At 25.9% G+C, this 21496-nt stretch carries 11 protein-coding genes; 7 read left to right on the forward strand and 4 right to left on the reverse strand.

Translation table 4 applies throughout. The features are described 5' to 3' along the window. Window position 1: 1 nt before the first annotated feature. A complete protein-coding gene (locus EXC44_RS02040; protein WP_129621514.1) occupies window positions 2-1270 on the reverse strand; it encodes a hypothetical protein in 1269 nt (422 codons plus the stop codon). Between the two features lie 195 nt (window positions 1271-1465). Between EXC44_RS02040 and EXC44_RS02045 the strand changes: the two genes are divergently transcribed. The 5 genes from EXC44_RS02045 to EXC44_RS02065 all read left to right on the forward strand — a co-directional run bounded on the left by EXC44_RS02045 (window position 1466) and on the right by EXC44_RS02065 (window position 16335). Continuing rightward, the gene (locus EXC44_RS02045; RefSeq protein ID WP_129621516.1) at window positions 1466-6310 is read left to right on the forward strand and encodes an MGA_1079 family surface serine endopeptidase; all 4845 of its coding nucleotides are present in this window, start codon (window positions 1466-1468) and stop codon (window positions 6308-6310) included. A 174-nt stretch (window positions 6311-6484) separates the two neighbouring features. Further along, complete coding sequence (locus EXC44_RS02050; protein ID WP_129621518.1) at window positions 6485-7699, forward strand: coiled-coil domain-containing protein; 1215 nt, start codon at window positions 6485-6487, stop codon at window positions 7697-7699. A 77-nt stretch (window positions 7700-7776) separates the two neighbouring features. Beyond that, window positions 7777-11337 carry an MGA_1079 family surface serine endopeptidase gene (locus EXC44_RS02055; RefSeq protein ID WP_129621520.1) on the forward strand — a complete coding sequence of 1187 codons (3561 nt, stop codon included), beginning with the start codon at window positions 7777-7779 and terminating at the stop codon, window positions 11335-11337. A 148-nt stretch (window positions 11338-11485) separates the two neighbouring features. Then, entirely contained in the window at window positions 11486-15547 is a 4062-nt protein-coding gene (locus EXC44_RS02060) for an MGA_1079 family surface serine endopeptidase (protein WP_129621522.1), read from the forward strand. Next, entirely contained in the window at window positions 15502-16335 is an 834-nt protein-coding gene (locus EXC44_RS02065) for a hypothetical protein (protein WP_129621524.1), read from the forward strand. The genes EXC44_RS02060 and EXC44_RS02065 overlap by 46 nt, the downstream gene beginning before the upstream one ends. A gap of 237 nt (window positions 16336-16572) precedes the next feature. Here EXC44_RS02065 and EXC44_RS02070 read toward each other — a convergent pair whose 3' ends face one another. Then, entirely contained in the window at window positions 16573-17784 is a 1212-nt protein-coding gene (locus tag EXC44_RS02070; protein WP_129621526.1) for an MnuA family membrane nuclease, read from the reverse strand. Between the two features lie 1574 nt (window positions 17785-19358). On the opposite strand from EXC44_RS02070, the gene EXC44_RS02075 reads away from it, so the two are divergent. Together EXC44_RS02075 and EXC44_RS02080 are read left to right on the forward strand one after the other, a co-directional pair. Continuing rightward, window positions 19359-19772, forward strand: coding sequence for a hypothetical protein (locus EXC44_RS02075; protein WP_129621528.1), 414 nt, complete (start codon window positions 19359-19361; stop codon window positions 19770-19772). A 146-nt stretch (window positions 19773-19918) separates the two neighbouring features. Then, on the forward strand, window positions 19919-20116 hold the full coding sequence (locus EXC44_RS02080; protein ID WP_129621530.1) for a hypothetical protein: 198 nt from the start codon (window positions 19919-19921) through the stop codon (window positions 20114-20116). Between the two features lie 252 nt (window positions 20117-20368). On the opposite strand, the gene EXC44_RS02085 is transcribed toward EXC44_RS02080, so the two are convergent. Together EXC44_RS02085 and EXC44_RS02090 are read right to left on the reverse strand one after the other, a co-directional pair. Continuing rightward, a complete protein-coding gene (locus EXC44_RS02085) occupies window positions 20369-20839 on the reverse strand; it encodes a hypothetical protein (RefSeq protein WP_129621532.1) in 471 nt (156 codons plus the stop codon). Between the two features lie 296 nt (window positions 20840-21135). Beyond that, the gene (locus EXC44_RS02090; RefSeq protein ID WP_129621534.1) at window positions 21136-21483 is read right to left on the reverse strand and encodes a hypothetical protein; all 348 of its coding nucleotides are present in this window, start codon (window positions 21481-21483) and stop codon (window positions 21136-21138) included. Between the last annotated feature and the right edge of the window lie 13 nt (window positions 21484-21496).

Consider the following 21496-nt stretch of genomic DNA (forward strand, 5'->3'; position numbering starts at 1 on the left):
CTTAAGCTCCTTTTACTTTTAGAGTTAAATTGTATGTTGAATACTCACCCAAATCATTATAGGCTACAATTACATACTTTTTCTCTTGACTATTTTCTTGAATTAAATTAATATCATATGATGCAGTATTAGAAAATACTTTTAATTCACTATTAAAATTATCTACTTCAATAGTTGTATCTTTTGCTAAATTATCTATTACTTGATCTCCATATTCAAGTTTGTAAATAGAAGTTGATTTATTATAAATTAATGAATCCTGTGTTCTATTACCTTTAAAGTAAATATTAGTAATACCTAAAATATAGTTTTGACCATTGGCATTTTTAGATGGATCTCAAGTAATTTTCAATCATTGAGTTTCAACTTCTTCAAAGTTAATACTTTTTGGTAAAGCCGCATTTGATCAACCATTGGCATTATTTACTTGCATAGGCCCTAAATCAGTATCGCTAATTTTGTCTTGGTTTAAAACTCTAGTTCAATTTTCTCCATCTTTTGAATGTCAAATATAAACATTTTTAGGCATTTTCTCAGTTGATCCATCACGATTAGCTCTAATTCAATAACTAATTTCCACACGAGACAATTTAGTTGGGTTATCTCAGTGGAAAACTAGTGTATTATCTTGCTCTTGACCAAAAGTTTTTCAATTATCTCATCTTGATCCGCTAGCTCCATATTGTCCGCTACGATCAATTAACTTAAGTAAATTAGCTTTTGCTTCAGCTTCAGTATTAGCTCCATCTTTAGTTGATTTTTCTTGGTCAACTGATAATCCTTCTTCACGAAGCACAAAATTATTTTCGTTGGCTAAATCTTTGCGTTGTTGTAAGATAACTGCGTTAACAGGAATAGTTTTGCCTGAATAAGTTACTTCTCCTGCAACTTTCATATCACTGTAAACAACTGTTTCATTTGCTAAAGATCATGTGACTTTAGCAAATGTAGCTTTATTATCTTGATCAATAATTTTTACTTGTGAAGGAAGCGAGTTTTGGTTAATTTTACTTCCAGCTCATACTTTTAAAACTGGTGACAAAGGAACTGAGTATGAAATACTTGAATTACTATTAGCAAGTTCTAATACTGGAGAATCTAGTTTTGTAGGTTCTAATTTATTTGTAAAAGCAGTATTTTCTCTGTACTCTCCTGGCTGTACAGGTTTAGGTTTGCTAGACTCAGTATCCTTAGAACATGAGACTAATGTTGGTAAAAAGATGGTGAGTGTCATGCTGCTAAGGAATAATTTGTTAAATTTTCTTTTCATTGTGACTCCTAATATATATAGTATAATGTTTTAGAATAAATTATTAAAAAATATATATATTATTGTACCATAAATGCACTAGTAAATATTATTAAATTTTTCTATATTTTTATCTAATTTTTCAGTATAATAATAGATGTAACAAAAAATATTCTTGCAATATTATTTTTAATACACAATTTTTTATGGAGTTTTATGCAAAAAATTAAAAAATTCTCATTAGCTTTAGCGCCCTTAACCACCATTCCATTTGTAGCATTATCATGTTCAAATGAAGGACAAAAACCAGCCCCAACCCCAAATAATAATGCTAATATTACTAAAATAAATAACTTTTTAAATTCTGTTAATAATAGTTCAGTAGAAGTATTAAAATCAACATTTTCAAATTATCAAAATAATAATTGAGATGAAACAAAAGCAAATTTACTAATTGAATTTGTTACTGAATATTTATCAATTTTAAATTTAAAAACAGAGAATTTATATTCTCAAATTAATTGAAAATTTGATTCATATAATTCAATTGTTCAAAAACTTAAAAAATATGATCAATTATTAAATACACCTAATAATTCTTTTGAAACTTTAACCCAAGAACTTTTAGCTGAAATTAAAGCTACAAAACAAGAAATTGCAGCTTATAATTCAACAATCTTAGCAAAAAATAAAGAATTAGATGATTTTATTAAAAAAGCTCAAAAACTTGAGCTCAAAAATAATTCACTAAAACAGTTTTTACAAACTGAAATTTATAATTTATACAATAAACACGGGATAAATTCTTTAGCTTTAATCTCGCAAATTGATCATAATACTTCAAAACTTCAAGAAGTTATTAATTTTGCAAATCAAAATCTAAATGCTGAACTAACAACTAGAGCAAGTTCTGCTAAAAACTATTTAACTAATAATTTAAAAGTTGAATCTTTAACTAGTTATTCACAAAACCTTGCAACAAACTTAGCTCAACTTACTTCATTTATTATTAATAATAATCTTACTCCTCAAGAAGTTAATAGTAAAAAAACACAATTAACTAATATTGTAGAAAACTCAGATATCTATGCTGCAACTAAAGAGCAACTCAAAAATGAAATCTCACAAGTTTATAGTATTACTGGTGTTTCTGAACTTGAAGATAAAATTAATTATTTAGAAACTAATTTAGTTGCAAGTGCAAAACAAAACTTAATTAATAAAGTTAATCAATATAATTTTACAAATCAAAATATAAGTGATTTAACAGATTTAATTAATACTTTTAGCCAAAATGCATTAACAGCTTTTGAAACTGATTTTAGTAATTTCCTTGAAATTTGAAATAAAATTTTAATTAAATTTAGAGATATTGAAACTTATATTTCAAGTGGGTATAAAGGCTCACAAAAACAAGTTTTTGAATATTACAAACAAAAAGCAAAATTTGTAAAACTATTTAGCAAAGAAGCTAAATTAGAGAAAATTTCTCTAGTTTCAATGGAAGTAAATATAAAAGCTTTTGAATCTTTTTTAGCTACATTCACTGAGCAAGAAACAAAACTTAAAGAAAATAATGAAAATGATTCAAAAACATTATTAGATTATTTCAAAGAAGAAACTAATGAAAAACTAAAATTTGAATTTAATGAGTTAGGTGCTAAATATGATTTAGAAAAATATTCATATTCTGCTTCATATAATTTTGAAAACACTAAGCTATTTTTTGATGTCCACGACAATGAATATGTTGATTATCAAATAACAGATCTTAAGCTGGATCCAAAAAACTGAAACAACTTATTAGTTGAAGTTACAGTTACTTTAAAAACTAAACCTGAAATTAGTTATAAATATAACTTTACTAAAACTTATGCTAACGATGTTAGTTCATATGTTGAATCAATTAATATCAATACTTTAGACCAAAATTTTGATATTAATTATGATGATTTGAAATTGCTTAAAGCTCAAGATTTTTTAGCTAGACCATTAGCAGAAAAATTAACTTACTTTAAACGTCAATCACAATTTATTGCAAAATTTTTCAAATACGAAATTAAGGATGATTTTGAATTTAAAGATAATAGACTATATGCAACTTTAACAGTTTCATTTAACAATCAAATTATTAAAAAAGCAAAAATTCCAACTATTAAACCAGTTGAATTTTTCGATAATAATGGCAATTACCAAGACTATGTTGATGAAATTAACAAAGCTAAAATCTTTGAAATTATTAACGGTAATATGACAACTTTCTTTAATTCTCTTAAATTTAACCCAAACAGTAAAAACACTCATGAAGTGTATATAGCTTCAGATGCTATTAAAGCTTTTGAAGAATCATATATTATGCCTAAATTTGGTCGCTTTGAAATCTTTATCAAAGAAGTTAAGAACATCAATGATTATAATGGTGAAGCAGATTTAGTTTTATGATATAAAAAAGATGGGAAAGAAGTCGAAATTAAAAACCCAACTCAAGTTTATAGCAAAACAATAAGAGTTGGAAATTTCAAACTCCTTAACTTCTTTGATTTAAAACCTAAAGGTGAAATTTTTACAGCGCAAGATTTTGAAGATGCAACAAACCCTCCGCAAGATATGATTAACGTAATGAACTCAATTAATGAGTCAAATATTTTACCAAGACTAACTTCTTCTAGAACTGAAACAGCAGATTTTCAATTAATTAATGTTCAAGATCTAATTGACCAAAAAGCTTTTATTAATATGGAATATTTAATGGTAATTGGAAACGGAGTTGATCGAAAAGGTCAAAATCTTGATAATCAAGCATATGTGCCTACTGGTGCAAAATATTACGATAAAGATATTCAAGTCAATACAACTGATACAGGATCATTACGTAATCACTACTTCCCAGTTTTTTATGATGTAAAACGCGTTGGCAAACGTGGCATGTCATTTAAATTAGGTTGAATTAATAAGAAAAATCAATCTATAAGATATACAAATAACCAAGAATATACTTTAATTAATCTAGTAAATGATTATCAGCAACATCATTATCCAGAAATCATGGTTAATAATATTAAATTAAGTGATTTAAAAATTGACTATGAAACATTAAAAACTAAAACAGCGGCACAATGAGCTGGTGATTTAGTTGGTTTTGAACAAGTTATTAAATTAAAAACTAATGCTGAAAATGAAATTGAATATCAAAATTACTCACTGCCAGTTTCATTATTTAAAATAAATGCTATTAAACGTATTTCTTATGACGAGGCATACATTAATTTTAAAGTACAAGATCGTAACAATACTTGAATTAATGGGAATATTTGGTATAAAATTAAAGGTTTTGCTCCAGTTGTAACAAGTAATTTATACGACAGCTTTACTTGACATAATTCAAATCTTAAAACAATTCAAGATTCAACTAACTCAATTACTCGTGAAAGGGTAATTGAACCAATGTGAGATGATTTACTTTGAAAACTAAACCAAAGAACTAATATTGCATCTTGAACATTTGCTAAAAAATACCTTGCTCAAACCTTATTAAAACCTAATGCAAGAAATAGAATTATTAAATTCAATATCTTAGCTAACGTTTTAATTAATGATAATGATAAAAATAATCGTTTAAGAAATACATCTAAAGGAACAGCTATTAATGTCGATTTAGATGAATTAATTGCTTCTAAAACTCTTAAATATGTTTATAGTGCAAAAGTTTCAGCTGAAGAAAGTTTTAAATATGTTGTTAGTTTAACTTGAAATGAGCAAAAAGGTATTGAATTTAAAATCTTCATGGAAGATAATTCATACAAAATTATTATTGATGAACCCGAAGTTCAAGCTAATTTCCAAACACCTTTTGAAAAAGAGCGAGCATTTCTTATTCTTCCAGCAGCAGTAAGTGCTACCGTGCAATATACAAACGACGAAGAAAAAGAAGATTTTAATGTAAATCAAAACCGTTTTGATTATAATAATATGGATTACAATCAATTCAATCAACCAATAACATTTTATTCAGATGCAAAATATTTAGCAAATAGAAACGTATATCAACCTAACCAAAATGTTTCATATGAATTACATAATGGATATAAACTAGATGCTGAATTTATGCGTCTTGAAGAATGGAGAGATTGAGATGTTGTCGAAAATGCTTACCTAAGAGCAGTTCAAGATGCTTTTGGTGGTGGTATTGGTACAGGTGGGTTTTTAGCTAAAACAAATAGTAATCCAAATGATGCAACTTTCTATTACATGACTAACATGCACGTAGAAAACCTAGCAGCAACAAATTGAAGTAATGTTGTCGATGATTCTTTCTTAAAAGAAGCAACGGGAAGAAACTATAACATGGCCTTTGTTTTAAATGGTAATAATTTAGAAAGAAACCGTAATAAAACAGTTACCCACCGTTATGGTAATGTAACAGTTAAACCTTTATGATTAGCTCACAGTCCTATTTCAAAAGACGGGACAAAAACACGTAGTCCTCACGATATGATCTTATTATCAATTGATTTAAATGCAAAACTACAAGATGCAAGAAATCGTGGTCTTATGGACATGGTGAAAAAAACTGAAACATTAATGAAAATGCCTAATGTTGGTTTAGATATAACTTCTAAATTCAGAATTGTTTCAGTTCCTATGATTTGAGAAGCTGCAACTTTAGGATTCCCAATTGACAAAATTACTGGATCAATTACTCGTCGTGCTAAATGAATTTTAGATAATTCATTTGCTATTGGTTGAAGAAACTACTACTCACATATTTATACTGGAAGTGGTTCTTCAGGTTCGCCAGTATATGTTGAAAAGGATGGTGTACATAACTACTTTGGACTAATTACAGCTGGTTCAAATGGATTTATGGGTGATGGTAAATTTACACTTGCTTATAGCTATGACTTAAGAGAATATAACTTAATGGGAATTAATATTGATGGGCAACACCCACTAAGTTTAAATAACTTTAAATCAGTAGCTTCACAAATTTTTAAGGCTCACTTAAATCAACCAGATACCTACGACATGCCTTGATTCTTAAAAAAAGTCGTAGAAGATTAATTCTTGAACTCTATCAATTTCTTTGATAAACTTTAAAATAGTGTAGAAAATAAATACACATTATTTTATTAATTTTAAAATTTAATAATAATTGTCTTTTTCTATTTTTATTAATTTACTAATTAATTAAACTTAGAAAATAAAAATAAATTAACTATAAAATACAGGAGTTTTATGCAAAAAATTAAAAAATTCTCATTAGCTTTAGCGCCCTTAACCACCATTCCATTTGTAGCATTATCATGTTCAAATGAAGGACAAAAACCAGCCCCAACCCCAAATAATAATGTTAATATTACTAAAGTTAATAACTTTTTAAATTCAGTTAATAATAGTTATGTGGAAATTTTAAAATCGAATGTTAAAAATTATCAAAGTAATGATTTTAATGAAACAAAAGCAGATTTATTAATTGAATTTGTAACTGAATATTTAGCTATTTTAAACACTAAAATTCAAAGTTTATATTCAACAATTGATTTTAAACCAACAAATTTTGAAATTATTAAAACTAAAATAGATGAATATGATAAATTTATCAATACTTTAAATAATAACTTTGATAAACTTACTCCAGAGTTTTTAGCTCAAATTAGAAAAACCAAAAAAGAAATTTCTGACTATAATTCAGAAATCTTAGCTAAAAATAAAGAATTAGATGATTTTATTTTAGCAGCTCAAAAAATAAAATTAAATAACTCTAAAGTACGTAGTTTATTACAAAACAATATTTCTAAATTATTTAATTTAAAGACTACTATTAATAACCCTCTAGAATTAGTTCAAAATGTTGATAAAAACCTTTCTAAGTTGCAAGATGTTTCTGATTTCGTTGCTGAAAATCAAAAAAATCAAGAATTGCAAACTAAAATCAACCAAGCCAAAGAATATGTTAATAATAATTTATCTATTGATAAAGTAACGAGCTTTAATATTGACTTTGAAAATTATTTTTCTGCAATTACAAGTTTTATTTTGCAAAATAATTTAACTTCTGAATATGTAAAAAATAAAAAAGATGAACTCTCTGCTTTAATTGAAAATTCAGATATTTCAACTACAACTAAAGAAGAGTTAAAAAACAATATTAAACAAATATATTCTCTTACAGGAATCTATGAATTACAAGAAAAACTTAACTATTTAGAAACAAGTGTAATAGTTGATGCAAAGCAAAAATTAATTAATAAAGTTAATCAAGCAAATTTAAGCAATCAAAATAAAAAAGATTTAACTGATTTAATTAATACTTTCGGGCAAAATGCATTAAATAGTTTTGAAACTGAATTTGATAAATTCCTAGAAATCTGAACTAACCTTAATAATAAGTTAAATGCTATCGAAAATTATCTCAATAACGATTATCAAAAATCACAAAAAAAGTTTTAGATTATTACAAAGAAAAAGCAAAATATCTAAAACTTTTTGATAAAGATGATAAACTAGAGAAAATTTCTCTAGTTTCAATGAAAAATAATACTACGTTGTTTGAAGAATTTTTAAAAGTTTTCGAAACACATGAAAAAATTCTTAAAAATAATACTCAAACAGATTCAAAAACTCTTTTAGATTACTTTAAAGAAGAAACAGGTGGAAAGCTTAAATTTGAATTTAGTGAATTGGCTGCAAAATATGATTTAGAAAAATATTCATATTCTGCATCATATAACTTTGAAAATACTAAACTATTCTTTGACGTCCATGACAATGAATATGTTGATTATCAAATAACTAATTTAGAATTAGATAAAACTAATTGGAATAATTTACTAGTTGAAGTTACAGTTACTTTAAAATCAAAACCAGAAATTAGTTATAAATATAACTTTAATAAAGAATATAAAAAAGATGTGACAGCATTTATTAATGCAATTAATATTAGTGACTTAGATGCAAACTTTAATGTAGATTATGAAGCTTTAAAAGAATTAAAATCACAAGATTTCTTATCTTATGACAAAGATAAGAAATTAGAATATTTTAGAGCTCGTTCTAAATATATTTCAAAATTCTTCCGTTATGAATTTTCTAATGATTTTGAATTTAAAGACAATAAATTATATGTAACTTTAAAAGTTTTATTTAATAACCAAGTAATTAAAGAAGCTAAAATAGCAACTAACAAAGAAGTTGAATTTTGAAATAATGAAGGAAATTACCAAGAATACGTTGATAAACTTCACGAATCCAAAATCTTAAAAATAATCAATGGTAGTAGTTCTGATTTCTTTAATTCCTTAAAGATTAATCATAAGAGTAAAAATTCTCATGAAGTTTACCTTGCTTCTGATGCAATTAAGGCATTTAATGAATCATATATTATGCCTAAATATGGTAAGTACGAACTATTTATTAAAGAAGTTAGAGATATTAATGATTGAGATGGTAGTGCAAAATTAGTTTTATGATATAAAAAAGATGGTACTGAAGTTGAAAAACCAGCTTCCACTAACAATAAAACAGTTTCAATTAGTAATTTCAAATTACTTAACTTCTTTGATTTAAAACCTAAAGGTGAGGTATTCACTGCTGATGATTTTAAAAATTCAACAGCACCGACACAAAATATTATTAATATCATTAACTCAGTTAATGAATCAAACTTTACTCTACGATTGACCTCATCAACAAATCCAGCTCCAGATTTTAGAATGCTTAATGTGCAAGATATGATTGATCAAAAAGCATTTGTAAATATGGAATATTTAATGGTTTTTGGTAATGGTTCAGATAATAAAGGTGAAAACCACGATAATAAAGCATATGTTCCTTTAGATAACAAATATTACGATAAAAATATCTCAGTTAATTCAACTGATATTAAACCTTTAACAGATGATTTCTTTGCCGTTTATTATGATGTTAAACGTACTGGCAAACGTGGTATGACATTTAAACTCGGTTGAATTAATAAGAAAAACCAAAGCATAAGATATACTAATGGTAAAGAATATACTTTAATTAACTTAGTTAATGATTATCAACAACACCATTATCCTGAGATCATGGTAAATAATATTAAATTAAGTGATTTAGAAATTAATTATGAAATATTAAAAACTAAAACAGCTGATCAATGAGCAACTGATTTAGAAAGTTTAAATAATGTTATTAAATTAAAAGCAGATTCACAAAATCAAATTAATTATTTAAATTATTCATTGCCAGTTTCATCATTTAAAATAAGTGCTATTAGACGTATTTCAGGCGATCATGCTTTCGTTAGTTTTAAAATACAAGGCCGTAATGAGCAATGAATAAATGGTAATATTTGATACAAAATCCAAGGCTTTGCACCAAGTAAAACTAATAACATATATCAAAGTTTTACATGAACTAATAATAATTTAAAAACCATCCAAGATTCTTCAACCTCAATTACTCGTGAAAGAGTAATTGAGCCAATGTGAGATGATTTACTTTGAGATTTAAATCAAAGAACCAATATTGCTTCATGGACTTTTAAACGCAAGTATTTAGAACAAACTTTACTAAAACCAAATGCTAGAAATAGAGAAATTAAATTCAAACTTCTTGCTAATGTTTTAATTAATGATAAAGATAAAAATAATCGCCTTAGAGATTTGAGTAATGGTATTAATATCAACGTTGACTTAGATAACTTAATTGCATCAAAGTCAAAAAAATTTGTTTATACAACAACTGTTTCAGAACAAGAAAGTTTTAAATATGTTGTGAGTTTAACATGAAATGAAAATACTGGTATTGAATTCAAAATCTTCATGGAAGATAATTCATACAAAATTATTATTGATGAACCAGAAGTTCAAAATCATTTCAAAACTGACTTTGAAAAAGAAAGAGCATTTATTATTTTGCCTGCTGCTGCAAGCATCACTGTAAAATATACTAATGATGAAGAAAAAGAAGATTTTAATGTAAATCAAAATAGATTTGATTATAACAATATGGATTATAATCAATTTAACCAACCTATTACAATTTTTTCAGATGCAAAATATTTAGCAAATCGTGATGTATATCAACCCAACCAAAATGTCCCATACGAATTGCATAATGGTTATAAATTAGATGCTGAATTTATGCGACTTGAAGAATGAAGAGATTGAAATGTTGTTGATAATGCATACCTTCGTGCATTCCAATACTCTGCTTCAACTTCAGGTACAGGTGGATTTTTAGCTAAAACAAATGATAATCCTAATGATGCTACTTTCTACTACTTAACTAACATGCACGTCGAGACTCAAGCAGCAAGAACCTTTGATGACGTTATTGGTGAGAATTTCCTCAAAGATTATGTAGCTAAATATTACTTTTTAGCTTACCAGCTTATTAATACTACTTTGGAAAGAAATAAACAGTATACTTCCACTCATTACGTTGCTGGCAACATCCCTATTAAAGCATTGTGGTTAGCACACTCTCAAGAATCAAAAGACGGCAAAAAAACACGTGAACCCCATGATATGATCTTATTATCAATTGATTTAAATAAAGAGTTAAAAAATGCAAGAAATTCTGGAAAAATGGATATAGTATCAAAAATTGAAAGAATAATGAAAATGCCAAATATTAGCATGGATGTTCCTTCTAAATTTAGAATAGTATCAGTTCCAATGATTTGGGAAGCAGCAACACTAGGTTTCCCACATACGAAGCTTTCAGGTTCAATTACTCGTAGACCTAAAAATATTCAAGATAATTCATACCAAACTGGTTGAAGAGATTACTACTCTCATATTTACGGAGGACCTGGTTCTTCTGGTTCACCAGTATATGTAGAAAAAGACGGAAAACTTAGTTATTTTGGTCTAATGACTGCTGCTTCAAGTCATACGTTTGGAATTGGAAAAAATGAATACAGTATATTTTATAGCTATGATCTTAGAGAGTATAATCTCTTAGGTATTAACCCAGATAATGAACACCCATTATCATTACAAAATTACAAATCTGCAGCTTCACAAATTTTTAAGGCTCATTTAAATAGCCCAGATGTATATGATATGCCTTGATACTTAAAACAAGTAAAAGAAAATTAATTTATATAGCTTCAATAATGTTCTTGCTAGGACATTATTTTTTATTAAACTTACAATAAAGTATAAGTAAATAATGCAAAAAATAAGATTATCAAAAGGTAGTATAATTTATAGATAACTTTATAATTCAAATAAACCATGGAGTTTTATGCAAAAAATTAAAAAATTCTCATTAGCTTTAGCGCCCTTAACCACCATTCCATTTGTAGCATTATCATGTTCAAATGAAGGACAAAAACCAGCCCCAACCCCAAATAATAATGCTAATATTACTAAAATAAATAACTTTTTAAATTCTGTTAATAATAGTTCAGTAGAAGTATTAAAATCAACATTTTCAAATTATCAAAATAATAATTGAGATGAAACAAAAGCAAATTTACTAATTGAATTTGTTACTGAATATTTATCAATTTTAAATTTAAAAACAGAGAATTTATATTCTCAAATTAATTGAAAATTTGATTCATATAATTCAATTGTTCAAAAACTTAAAAAATATGATCAATTATTAAATACACCTAATAATTCTTTTGAAACTTTAACCCAAGAACTTTTAGCTGAAATTAAAGCTACAAAACAAGAAATTGCAGCTTATAATTCAACAATCTTAGCAAAAAATAAAGAATTAGATGATTTTATTAAAAAAGCTCAAAAACTTGAGCTCAAAAATAATTCACTAAAACAGTTTTTACAAACTGAAATTTATAATTTATACAATAAACACGGGATAAATTCTTTAGCTTTAATCTCGCAAATTGATCATAATACTTCAAAACTTCAAGAAGTTATTAATTTTGCAAATCAAAATCTAAATGCTGAACTAACAACTAGAGCAAGTTCTGCTAAAAACTATTTAACTAATAATTTAAAAGTTGAATCTTTAACTAGTTATTCACAAAACCTTGCAACAAACTTAGCTCAACTTACTTCATTTATTATTAATAATAATCTTACTCCTCAAGAAGTTAATAGTAAAAAAACACAATTAACTAATATTGTAGAAAACTCAGATATCTATGCTGCAACTAAAGAGCAACTCAAAAATGAAATCTCACAAGTTTATAGTATTACTGGTGTTTCTGAACTTGAAGATAAAATTAATTATTTAGAAACTAATTTAGTTGCAAGTGCAAAACAAAACTTAATTAATAAAGTTAATCAATATAATTTTACAAATCAAAATATAAGTGATTTAACAGATTTAATTAATACTTTTAACCAAAATGCATTAACAGCTTTTGAAACTGATTTTAGTAATTTCCTTGAAATTTGAAATAAAATTTTAATTAAATTTAGAGATATTGAAACTTATATTTCAAGTGGGTATAAAGGCTCACAAAAACAAGTTTTTGAATATTACAAACAAAAAGCAAAATTTGTAAAACTATTTAGCAAAGAAGCTAAATTAGAGAAAATTTCTCTAGTTTCAATGGAAGTAAATATAAAAGCTTTTGAATCTTTTTTAGCTACATTCACTGAGCAAGAAACAAAACTTAAAGAAAATAATGAAAATGATTCAAAAACATTATTAGATTATTTCAAAGAAGAAACTAATGAAAAACTAAAATTTGAATTTAATGAGTTAGGTGCTAAATATGATTTAGAAAAATATTCATATTCTGCTTCATATAATTTTGAAAACACTAAGCTATTTTTTGATGTCCACGACAATGAATATGTTGATTATCAAATAACAGATCTTAAGCTAGATCCAAAAAACTGAAACAACTTATTAGTTGAAGTTACAGTTACTTTAAAAACTAAACCTGAAATTAGTTATAAATATAACTTTACTAAAACTTATGCTAACGATGTTAGTTCATATGTTGAATCAATTAATATCAATACTTTAGACCAAAATTTTGATATTAATTATGATGATTTGAAATTGCTTAAAGCTCAAGATTTTTTAGCTAGACCATTAGCAGAAAAATTAACTTACTTTAAACGTCAATCACAATTTATTGCAAAATTTTTCAAATACGAAATTAAGGATGATTTTGAATTTAAAGATAATAGACTATATGCAACTTTAACAGTTTCATTTAACAATCAAATTATTAAAAAAGCAAAAATTCCAACTATTAAACCAGTTGAATTTTTCGATAATAATGGCAATTACCAAGACTATGTTGATGAAATTAACAAAGCTAAAATCTTTGAAATTATTAACGGTAATATGACAACTTTCTTTAATTCTCTTAAATTTAACCCAAACAGTAAAAACACTCATGAAGTGTATATAGCTTCAGATGCTATTAAAGCTTTTGAAGAATCATATATTATGCCTAAATTTGGTCGCTTTGAAATCTTTATCAAAGAAGTTAAGAACACCAATGATTATAATGGTGAAGCAGATTTAGTTTTATGATATAAAAAAGATGGGAAAGAAGTCGAAATTAAAAACCAAGAATTAAATTTAATATCAATAAAAAACTTTAAACTTCTTAACTTTTTTGATTTAAAACCTAAAACTGAAATTTTTAAAATTGACGATTTCCAAAATTCTATTATTCCTGATCAAGAAACAATTAATTTAATTAACTCAATCAATGAATCTAACTTTAGTCTTAGATTAACTTCATCTACATCTCCAACTCCTGATTTTCGCTTACTAAATGTTCAAGATCTAATTGACCAAAAAGCTTTTATTAAGATAGAATACTTAATGGTCTTAAGTAATGGCAAAGAAGCTAAAGGTCTAAACTATGATAATGAAGCTTATGTACCTTTAGATGCAAAAATTTATGATAAAGATATTAATGTCAATGAAACAGATTTAACTAAGCTTACAGATAATTATTTCAAAATTTATTATGATATAAAACGCGTTGGCAAACGTGGCATGTCATTTAAATTAGGTTGAATTAATAAGAAAAATCAATCTATAAGATATACAAATAACCAAGAATATACTTTAATTAATCTAGTAAATGATTATCAGCAACATCATTATCCAGAAATCATGGTTAATAATATTAAACTAAGTGATTTGGAAATTAATTACCAAAGCTTAAAAAATAAAACAGCAGACCAATGAAATGAAGATATAGAATCTTTAAATCAAGTTATTAAGTTAAAAGCAAATTCCCAAAACCAAATTAATTATTTAAATTACTCATTACCAGTTTCATTATTTAAAATAAATGCTATTAAACGAATTTCTTTTGATCAAGCTTATATTAGTTTTAAAGTCTTGAACCGAAATAATAATTGAATTAATGGTAATACTTGATTTAAAATTAAAGGTTTTAAATCAAGTTCCACTAATCATTTATATGATAGTTTGTGATGAACTAACACCAATCTTAAAACAATTCAAGATTCAACTAACTCAATTACTCGTGAAAGGGTAATTGAACCAATGTGAGATGATTTACTTTGAAAACTAAACCAAAGAACTAATATTGCATCTTGAACATTTGCTAAAAAATACCTTGCTCAAACCTTATTAAAACCTAATGCAAGAAATAGAATTATTAAATTCAATATCTTAGCTAACGTTTTAATTAATGATAATGATAAAAATAATCGTTTAAGAAATACATCTAAAGGAACAGCTATTAATGTCGATTTAGATGAATTAATTGCTTCTAAAACTCTTAAATATGTTTATAGTGCAAAAGTTTCAGCTGAAGAAAGTTTTAAATATGTTGTTAGTTTAACTTGAAATGAGCAAAAAGGTATTGAATTTAAAATCTTCATGGAAGATAATTCATACAAAATTATTATTGATGAACCCGAAGTTCAAGCTAATTTCCAAACACCTTTTGAAAAAGAGAGAGCATTTCTTATTCTTCCAGCAGCAGTAAGTGCTACCGTGCAATATACAAACGACGAAGAAAAAGAAGATTTTAATGTAAATCAAAACCGTTTTGATTATAATAATATGGATTACAATCAATTCAATCAACCAATAACATTTTATTCAGATGCAAAATATTTAGCAAATCGTGATGTATATCAACCTAACCAAAATGTTTCATATGAATTACATAATGGATATAAACTAGATGCTGAATTTATGCGTCTTGAAGAATGGAGAGATTGAGATGTTGTCGAAAATGCTTACCTACGAAGTGCAAAAATAAATATTAATAATAGAATAGGGGGGTCTCCTTCTTATCTAAAGCTAACAAAAGCCCAGATGATGCCACTTTTTTGTTTGTTACTAATGCACACGTTGAAAATTCGACTCCTGAAGTAGCTGCTGCTAATTCTTGATCAGATGTTATTGATGAAAATTTCATGAAAAAATCTACAAATAGACATTATCATTTTGGATCAATTTTAAATAATAATGATTTAGAAAGAAATCGAAGTCTTTGAGCTTCGCACCATTTTACCTTTAATGATATTAATGTTCTATGGGTAACTGATCAACAAGTTTCAAAAGATGGAAATTCAATTCGAGCTCCTCATGACATGATAGTATATTCAATAGATTTAAGTAAAAAAATTAAGGAAGCAAGAGATAAAGGATTAATGGATCAAGTCTTAAGATTTGAAAAAATCTTAAGACTACCTAACATTAGTATGGATATTGCTTCTAAACTAAGAATTGTTTCAGTTCCAATGATTTGAGAAGCTACAAATTTAGGTTTTCCATTTAATAAGCAATCTGGATCAATCACCAGAAGACCTAAATACATTAGTGACAATGTATTTAGAATAGGATGACAAGATTATTATTCTAATATATATAGAGGTCAAGGTTCTAGTGGTTCTGCTTTATATATTTTAAAACAAGGTGTTTTTAATTACTTTGGTTTGATAGCTGCAGGAACTACAAATTATTTTGGCAATAATACTTTTTCAATCAGTTATTCTTATGATTTAAGGGAATATAACTTCATTGGTATCAATTGAAATAATGAAAATCCTTTAGAATTAAACAACTTTCGCTCTCTTGCTTCCCAACTTTTTAAAGCTCATTTAAACGATCCAAATACTTATAGCTTGCCTTGGTTCTTAAAAGAAGTGAAAGAAGATTAAGATAATTATATTTATAGTGTAATATAAGGTATTTTACATCTTTTAACTAATTTCTACTTATTTTATCTTTTTAAAAAGTGTATAATCGATATGTGCAAGAATCGATAAACTATAGGTTTTACGAAAGAGAATATATAATATAAATACAATCTATTTAAAATAAAAGAACAACCTTTAGACAAAGAAGAAAGATTTAATGAAAAAAGTTTGGCACAAAGTCCAAACTTTTTACCAAAATTAACTTGTTTTATTTAATTTAATATAACTGTGTACAAATGTATGGTCTGAAATCCTAAAAGCCATTTGTCCGTCTGTTATCCCTTGAGTGCTTGATAAATTACGATCAGTTTTGTAGAGTTCAAGGTATTTTTGACGCTCCAAATGACTTTGGAATGCCTTTAATAAGTCGTATTTAAATTCTTGTTCACTAGCTTGCTTAAATTCATTCTTAGGATCATATGCAATAAATTTATCGTATGGATTAGCATATGCTTTCTCACTCATTGAACTGTTTTGCCACTCAAAAGAACCAGAATTATTAATATAACCAGTTTTATATCCTAAATTAACGTAGTAATTATTGCTAATTACTGTGTTTTCTTTTTTAATGTTGGTATCACCATTAAAAATTACTAAATCTTCTAGTGTTTGACTTTGATAATATTTTTTCAAACTTTCAAAGGCATTATGGATGTCCAAAAATTCATTAACTTCCTGTGAACCTTGCCCAGTTCATTTTAAACCTTTAATAGTAGGTGACAGTTCTTCTTGAACGCCTTTTGCTGTTGATTTACCTGGAGCATCTAAATGCCCATTAATAATTCAAAACTTCGTATTAGTATTTTTAACACTTCAATATGAATACCATAAAGGCCTAGTAAATTTAACTTCCTTACCGTAAAACGCATTATGACCTTTAGTATCTAATGGTTCATATAAATCCGGATTATATAAAATAGCATAAGATTCTTTAGAATTAGGTCTTTCTGTAGAATAAAGCCCTGCAGGGCTTTTAGCTAATTTGAAATTTTTGTTAAATTTTTCTTTTAAAACCTCTATAACACGTTCAACTCCAGCTCAATCTTCATAACCAACTTCTTGTATTGATAGAAAATTTACCTTTTCTTTTACGATTAACTCAGCTACCGCTTGTACTCTAAAACCTAATTTATTTGAACTTTTACCAAAATTAGCAATATTTCATGATGTTAATTTTAATTCGCCGTTTGCATTAGTAGTTTGTGAAGGAGAACTTGCAGAATTATTCAAACTTCCTGAATTGTTATTATTTTCATCTCTTGATCGGAGTTTAGTTTTTGTTTTAGGTGACAATTCACCATAAAATCAATATAAACCAAACACCGCTGCAGCAACTATTACAGTTGAAGCATTAATTGCTCAAAAAGTTTTCTTGTTACTTTTTCATCATTTACCTTGACTTTTCTTCATCTTTCTCCTCATTAAAATAAATATATTTTATATAAATTAAAAAGTTTATTAACTACTTTTAAAGTAGTTAATAAATATAAAACTTAGTTTAAGTTTAACATAACACATAATATAAGTATAAAATATTATACCATTTTATAAGCTAATCGTTTGCATAATGAACAAAAGTTTTAAACTATTCTTAGTATAAAAATACTCTATATTTTTAACTTTTTTTTATTAAGTTTTTATTTGTGCTCCTTATTATGTTGTTTAGTTCAAGTTTATGGCTTTTTCACAGGACAACAAAAAATTTAAAATTTTACTTAATTATAACGTCACAACAAGTTGCTGTGACGTTTTTAACATCAAGTTTAATTGTATTCCTTTTCTCATGGCGTAAAGGAAACAAAGAACTAGAAAAAACTATTGCTAAGGGTTATATTTAAGACTTAACTCATAAATCCGAGAGTATTTTAACCCAATCTGAGGTAATAAAACGGTAAAAAAATAAGTGATTTTCTGATTATAACCTATAATTGAAAAAAGAAACCAAATGGTAAATGAGTTGTTGTCATGCTTACTCAGTATGGAGAAAGTAATGGCGAATTGTTGTATATATAACTTCTACATATGAAACATTTGATATAGAATTTATAAGTATACTTAAAATTCTTGTGATAATTCAGTTCCTGGTTTAATCGCTGTTACATAGGTTGTGAGAAATAACGAAAATTAAAAAATTTTTAGCTTTCGTTATTTGTACTTTAATTAAACTATGACTTTATTTATGTTCTGAAAATACAAAACAACAAGAGCCAGAAAAACAATTAACACCATGTGAAAAATAGAAGGATTAGGAGATAAAAATTAGAAAAATACGTTTTAAACTCCAAAGAAGCAAAAAGAAACACATAAAATTTAAGCCCTTTATTCCTGAAAATTAGATATTAAAATATTTCAAGAAATAAGTAAATCGCGCAAGTACAAAAAGTTTTTAATAATAAATTTTTCAAAGATTATAAAAACAAAAATGGATTAAATCTTTTGGAAATTTCAACAAATAAAATTTTGAAAGATTTATAATCAAACGATTTAAAGAAGTACATATTTGTACTGACATAAATGTAAGAGATAAAGATATAAAAAAGTTTTTGGAAGTTTTTATCTAAAAAATCAAGATATATATTTTCATATACTAAAAATATTTATATTCAAACTTTTCTTGATCATTGATCAAATGAGTAGGAAATAATGTTTTTTACTGATGCAATACCATTACAATTAATTATATAATAAAGCCCCTCAACCCCTCGCTAAAGTTAGAGTTTTCTAGTACAGTTATGACTTGAACCATGTTTTGCTTTCACAAAAATAAAGCAATAACAGTAAATACCTTTTATCCAACAATACAAAAATTCTTTTAACAAAATGCTCAAGAATATATAGATTGATATAATAAAAATTTAAAAATATTGCAATTAATTTTATATAACATATTATGAACAGTAAATTTAAAAAAGTATTTTATACTTTATCTTCTTTTATAATAACTCTTTTACCCTTAATAATAACTTCATGTGCCAGCAAGGTAAATGATCCTTATAGAAACCTTATTAATTATCCATATTTTTATAAGCCTAAAGAGAATAATGATGATGATGCATATCAATCATATTATTCTGAAGTTTTATTTGCTGATTAGTTCAACAAAAGTAATTCGAAAACATCAGCCACACACATTTCTAGGATTTAAAGAACGACTTTTAGATAAAAAATCTATTAAATATGCTGATCTGATACAATACAAATTAATGGGTGAGATATTTAAAAAAGAAAATAAAGAACTCCTTGCACGTATAGAAGTATTGGAATCAGATAATAATGAAAAATTGTCTGAGTTAGAATCTCTTTTATGATCTACAGAAAGAAGTTGATCATTAAATAAAATAGTTGAAAGCAGGAAAAATATAATATCATTAAGAACGGAGATAAAATATTTCAATTAATAAATAATATTAATCAATTACCTCAAGAGTATAATGAAGTAAAAGATAAATGTAAAGATGTAGATTTTAACCAAAAATAAATTTTAATTATAAATGGTCTAGATCATACTACCGCTAATACCTTTCAGGTAGCCAAAGAATCTGGGGTGTCGCTTGAAGCTATTAAAGGACATGATAAGCAACTAAATTTTTATTTTAAATATAAAAATGAATCACTTGATGAAACAGTTTTAGCTGCTTTTGAACACCGTACTACTACTCATATTGCAGCAATCGATAAAATGCACTCATGAGATTGCTATCAAATTAAAGTTTTCACACCAGGGCTTAATGATTATAGTTAATTAAACCACCTATGAAAAAAACTTTCCTAGGTGGTTACTTTTAATTAACAAAGATTATACAATGCAATATAATGTTGTAAAAAAAGATATTATGAATCTGCTGCTAACTTTTGAGATAAAGTATTAAAATAATATAAGACAAAATCTGCAAAAAATTATTTACAATTTTAAATAAAATTAATTATTAAGTCAAATATAGCATACAAAAAGTGAATATTTTAATGTCGACTTTTTCTTAGCTTTAAAACCAAATTATTGCATATTTCTTAACTTTTTATAATTAATATTTTTAAAATTAATTTTTATATAATCAAAAGGCAACAGCATCACAAAATATATAAATTCTTCTTTAGTTGAAAAAAATTCTTGTCCTGTTTTTGAATAATTATGATTAACTTTAAAAAAGTATCAAGGTTTTTTTATTTCAGTTATAAATATTTTGTTGCTTTTAACATTTAAACTGCGATAAAGTTGTTGAGTTTGTTTAATAGTAATTAAATATTTATCATCCAGTTTGCTGTTTGTTTTTCTTCATTCATTAATTTTAGCAAGGTTTAAACCCGTAATAGTATCATATTTACTCTTTTGTATAATAGTTTGAATAACATAAAAAAACTTAACAAATACTACAGCAGAAATTGATAATATAAGAAAAATAGTTTTATATGGTCTTTGGTCTCAAACTGAGGCATTAACAAAGGAACTAGTTATGATTAGGGGCATAGTACCTAAAATAAAGCAACATATTTTTAAATATAATGTTGATCTTATAATTTTCTTATATTCAAAATTATAAGATTTGAAAATTCTTTCTAAGGCATCAAAGTACCAATCATGAACTTTTAGTGATTGCCATTCAAAAAAGAATCGAATTTTAGATTTTTGAACATAGTATAAGTGTGCGCTAAAATAAAATTTTTAGCTTTTATTTTTTCATAAATATAAGTAAATATCACTAGTACAATTCAAATACTAAATAATGATCCATTTGTAATATAAATTAAATTAAAAATCATTATTTACCCTAAATTATCGTCAAGCGTTTTATTGCTATTTTTAGACCTTATATATTCATAAGTATATGTTTTATTATTTTTTATTACTGTTCTTTTAACCTTAATAAAGTTATAACTAGCAAGTTCAAACTTACTCATTGCTAGCATTTCCTTTCTGCTAAATATTTTGCCATCAATTAAACGTTTAAAGAACATGTTGGTCCCACCAGTACCACCATTACTATATGAACCAATCTGCCTAGTTTCAGAAATAACAACTATTTTATTTAGTTTTTGAAACTCAGTTCATCTATTTTTGTTTTGTTCATAAATATTTTTAATGTTCGCAACTAATGCCGTAGTTCGCTCCAACGATTTTAATTCT

Origin of the sequence: Mycoplasmopsis bovirhinis, assembly GCF_900660515.1 — a bacterium.
Taxonomy (GTDB): Bacteria; Bacillota_I; Bacilli_A; order Mycoplasmatales; family Metamycoplasmataceae; genus Mycoplasmopsis; species Mycoplasmopsis bovirhinis.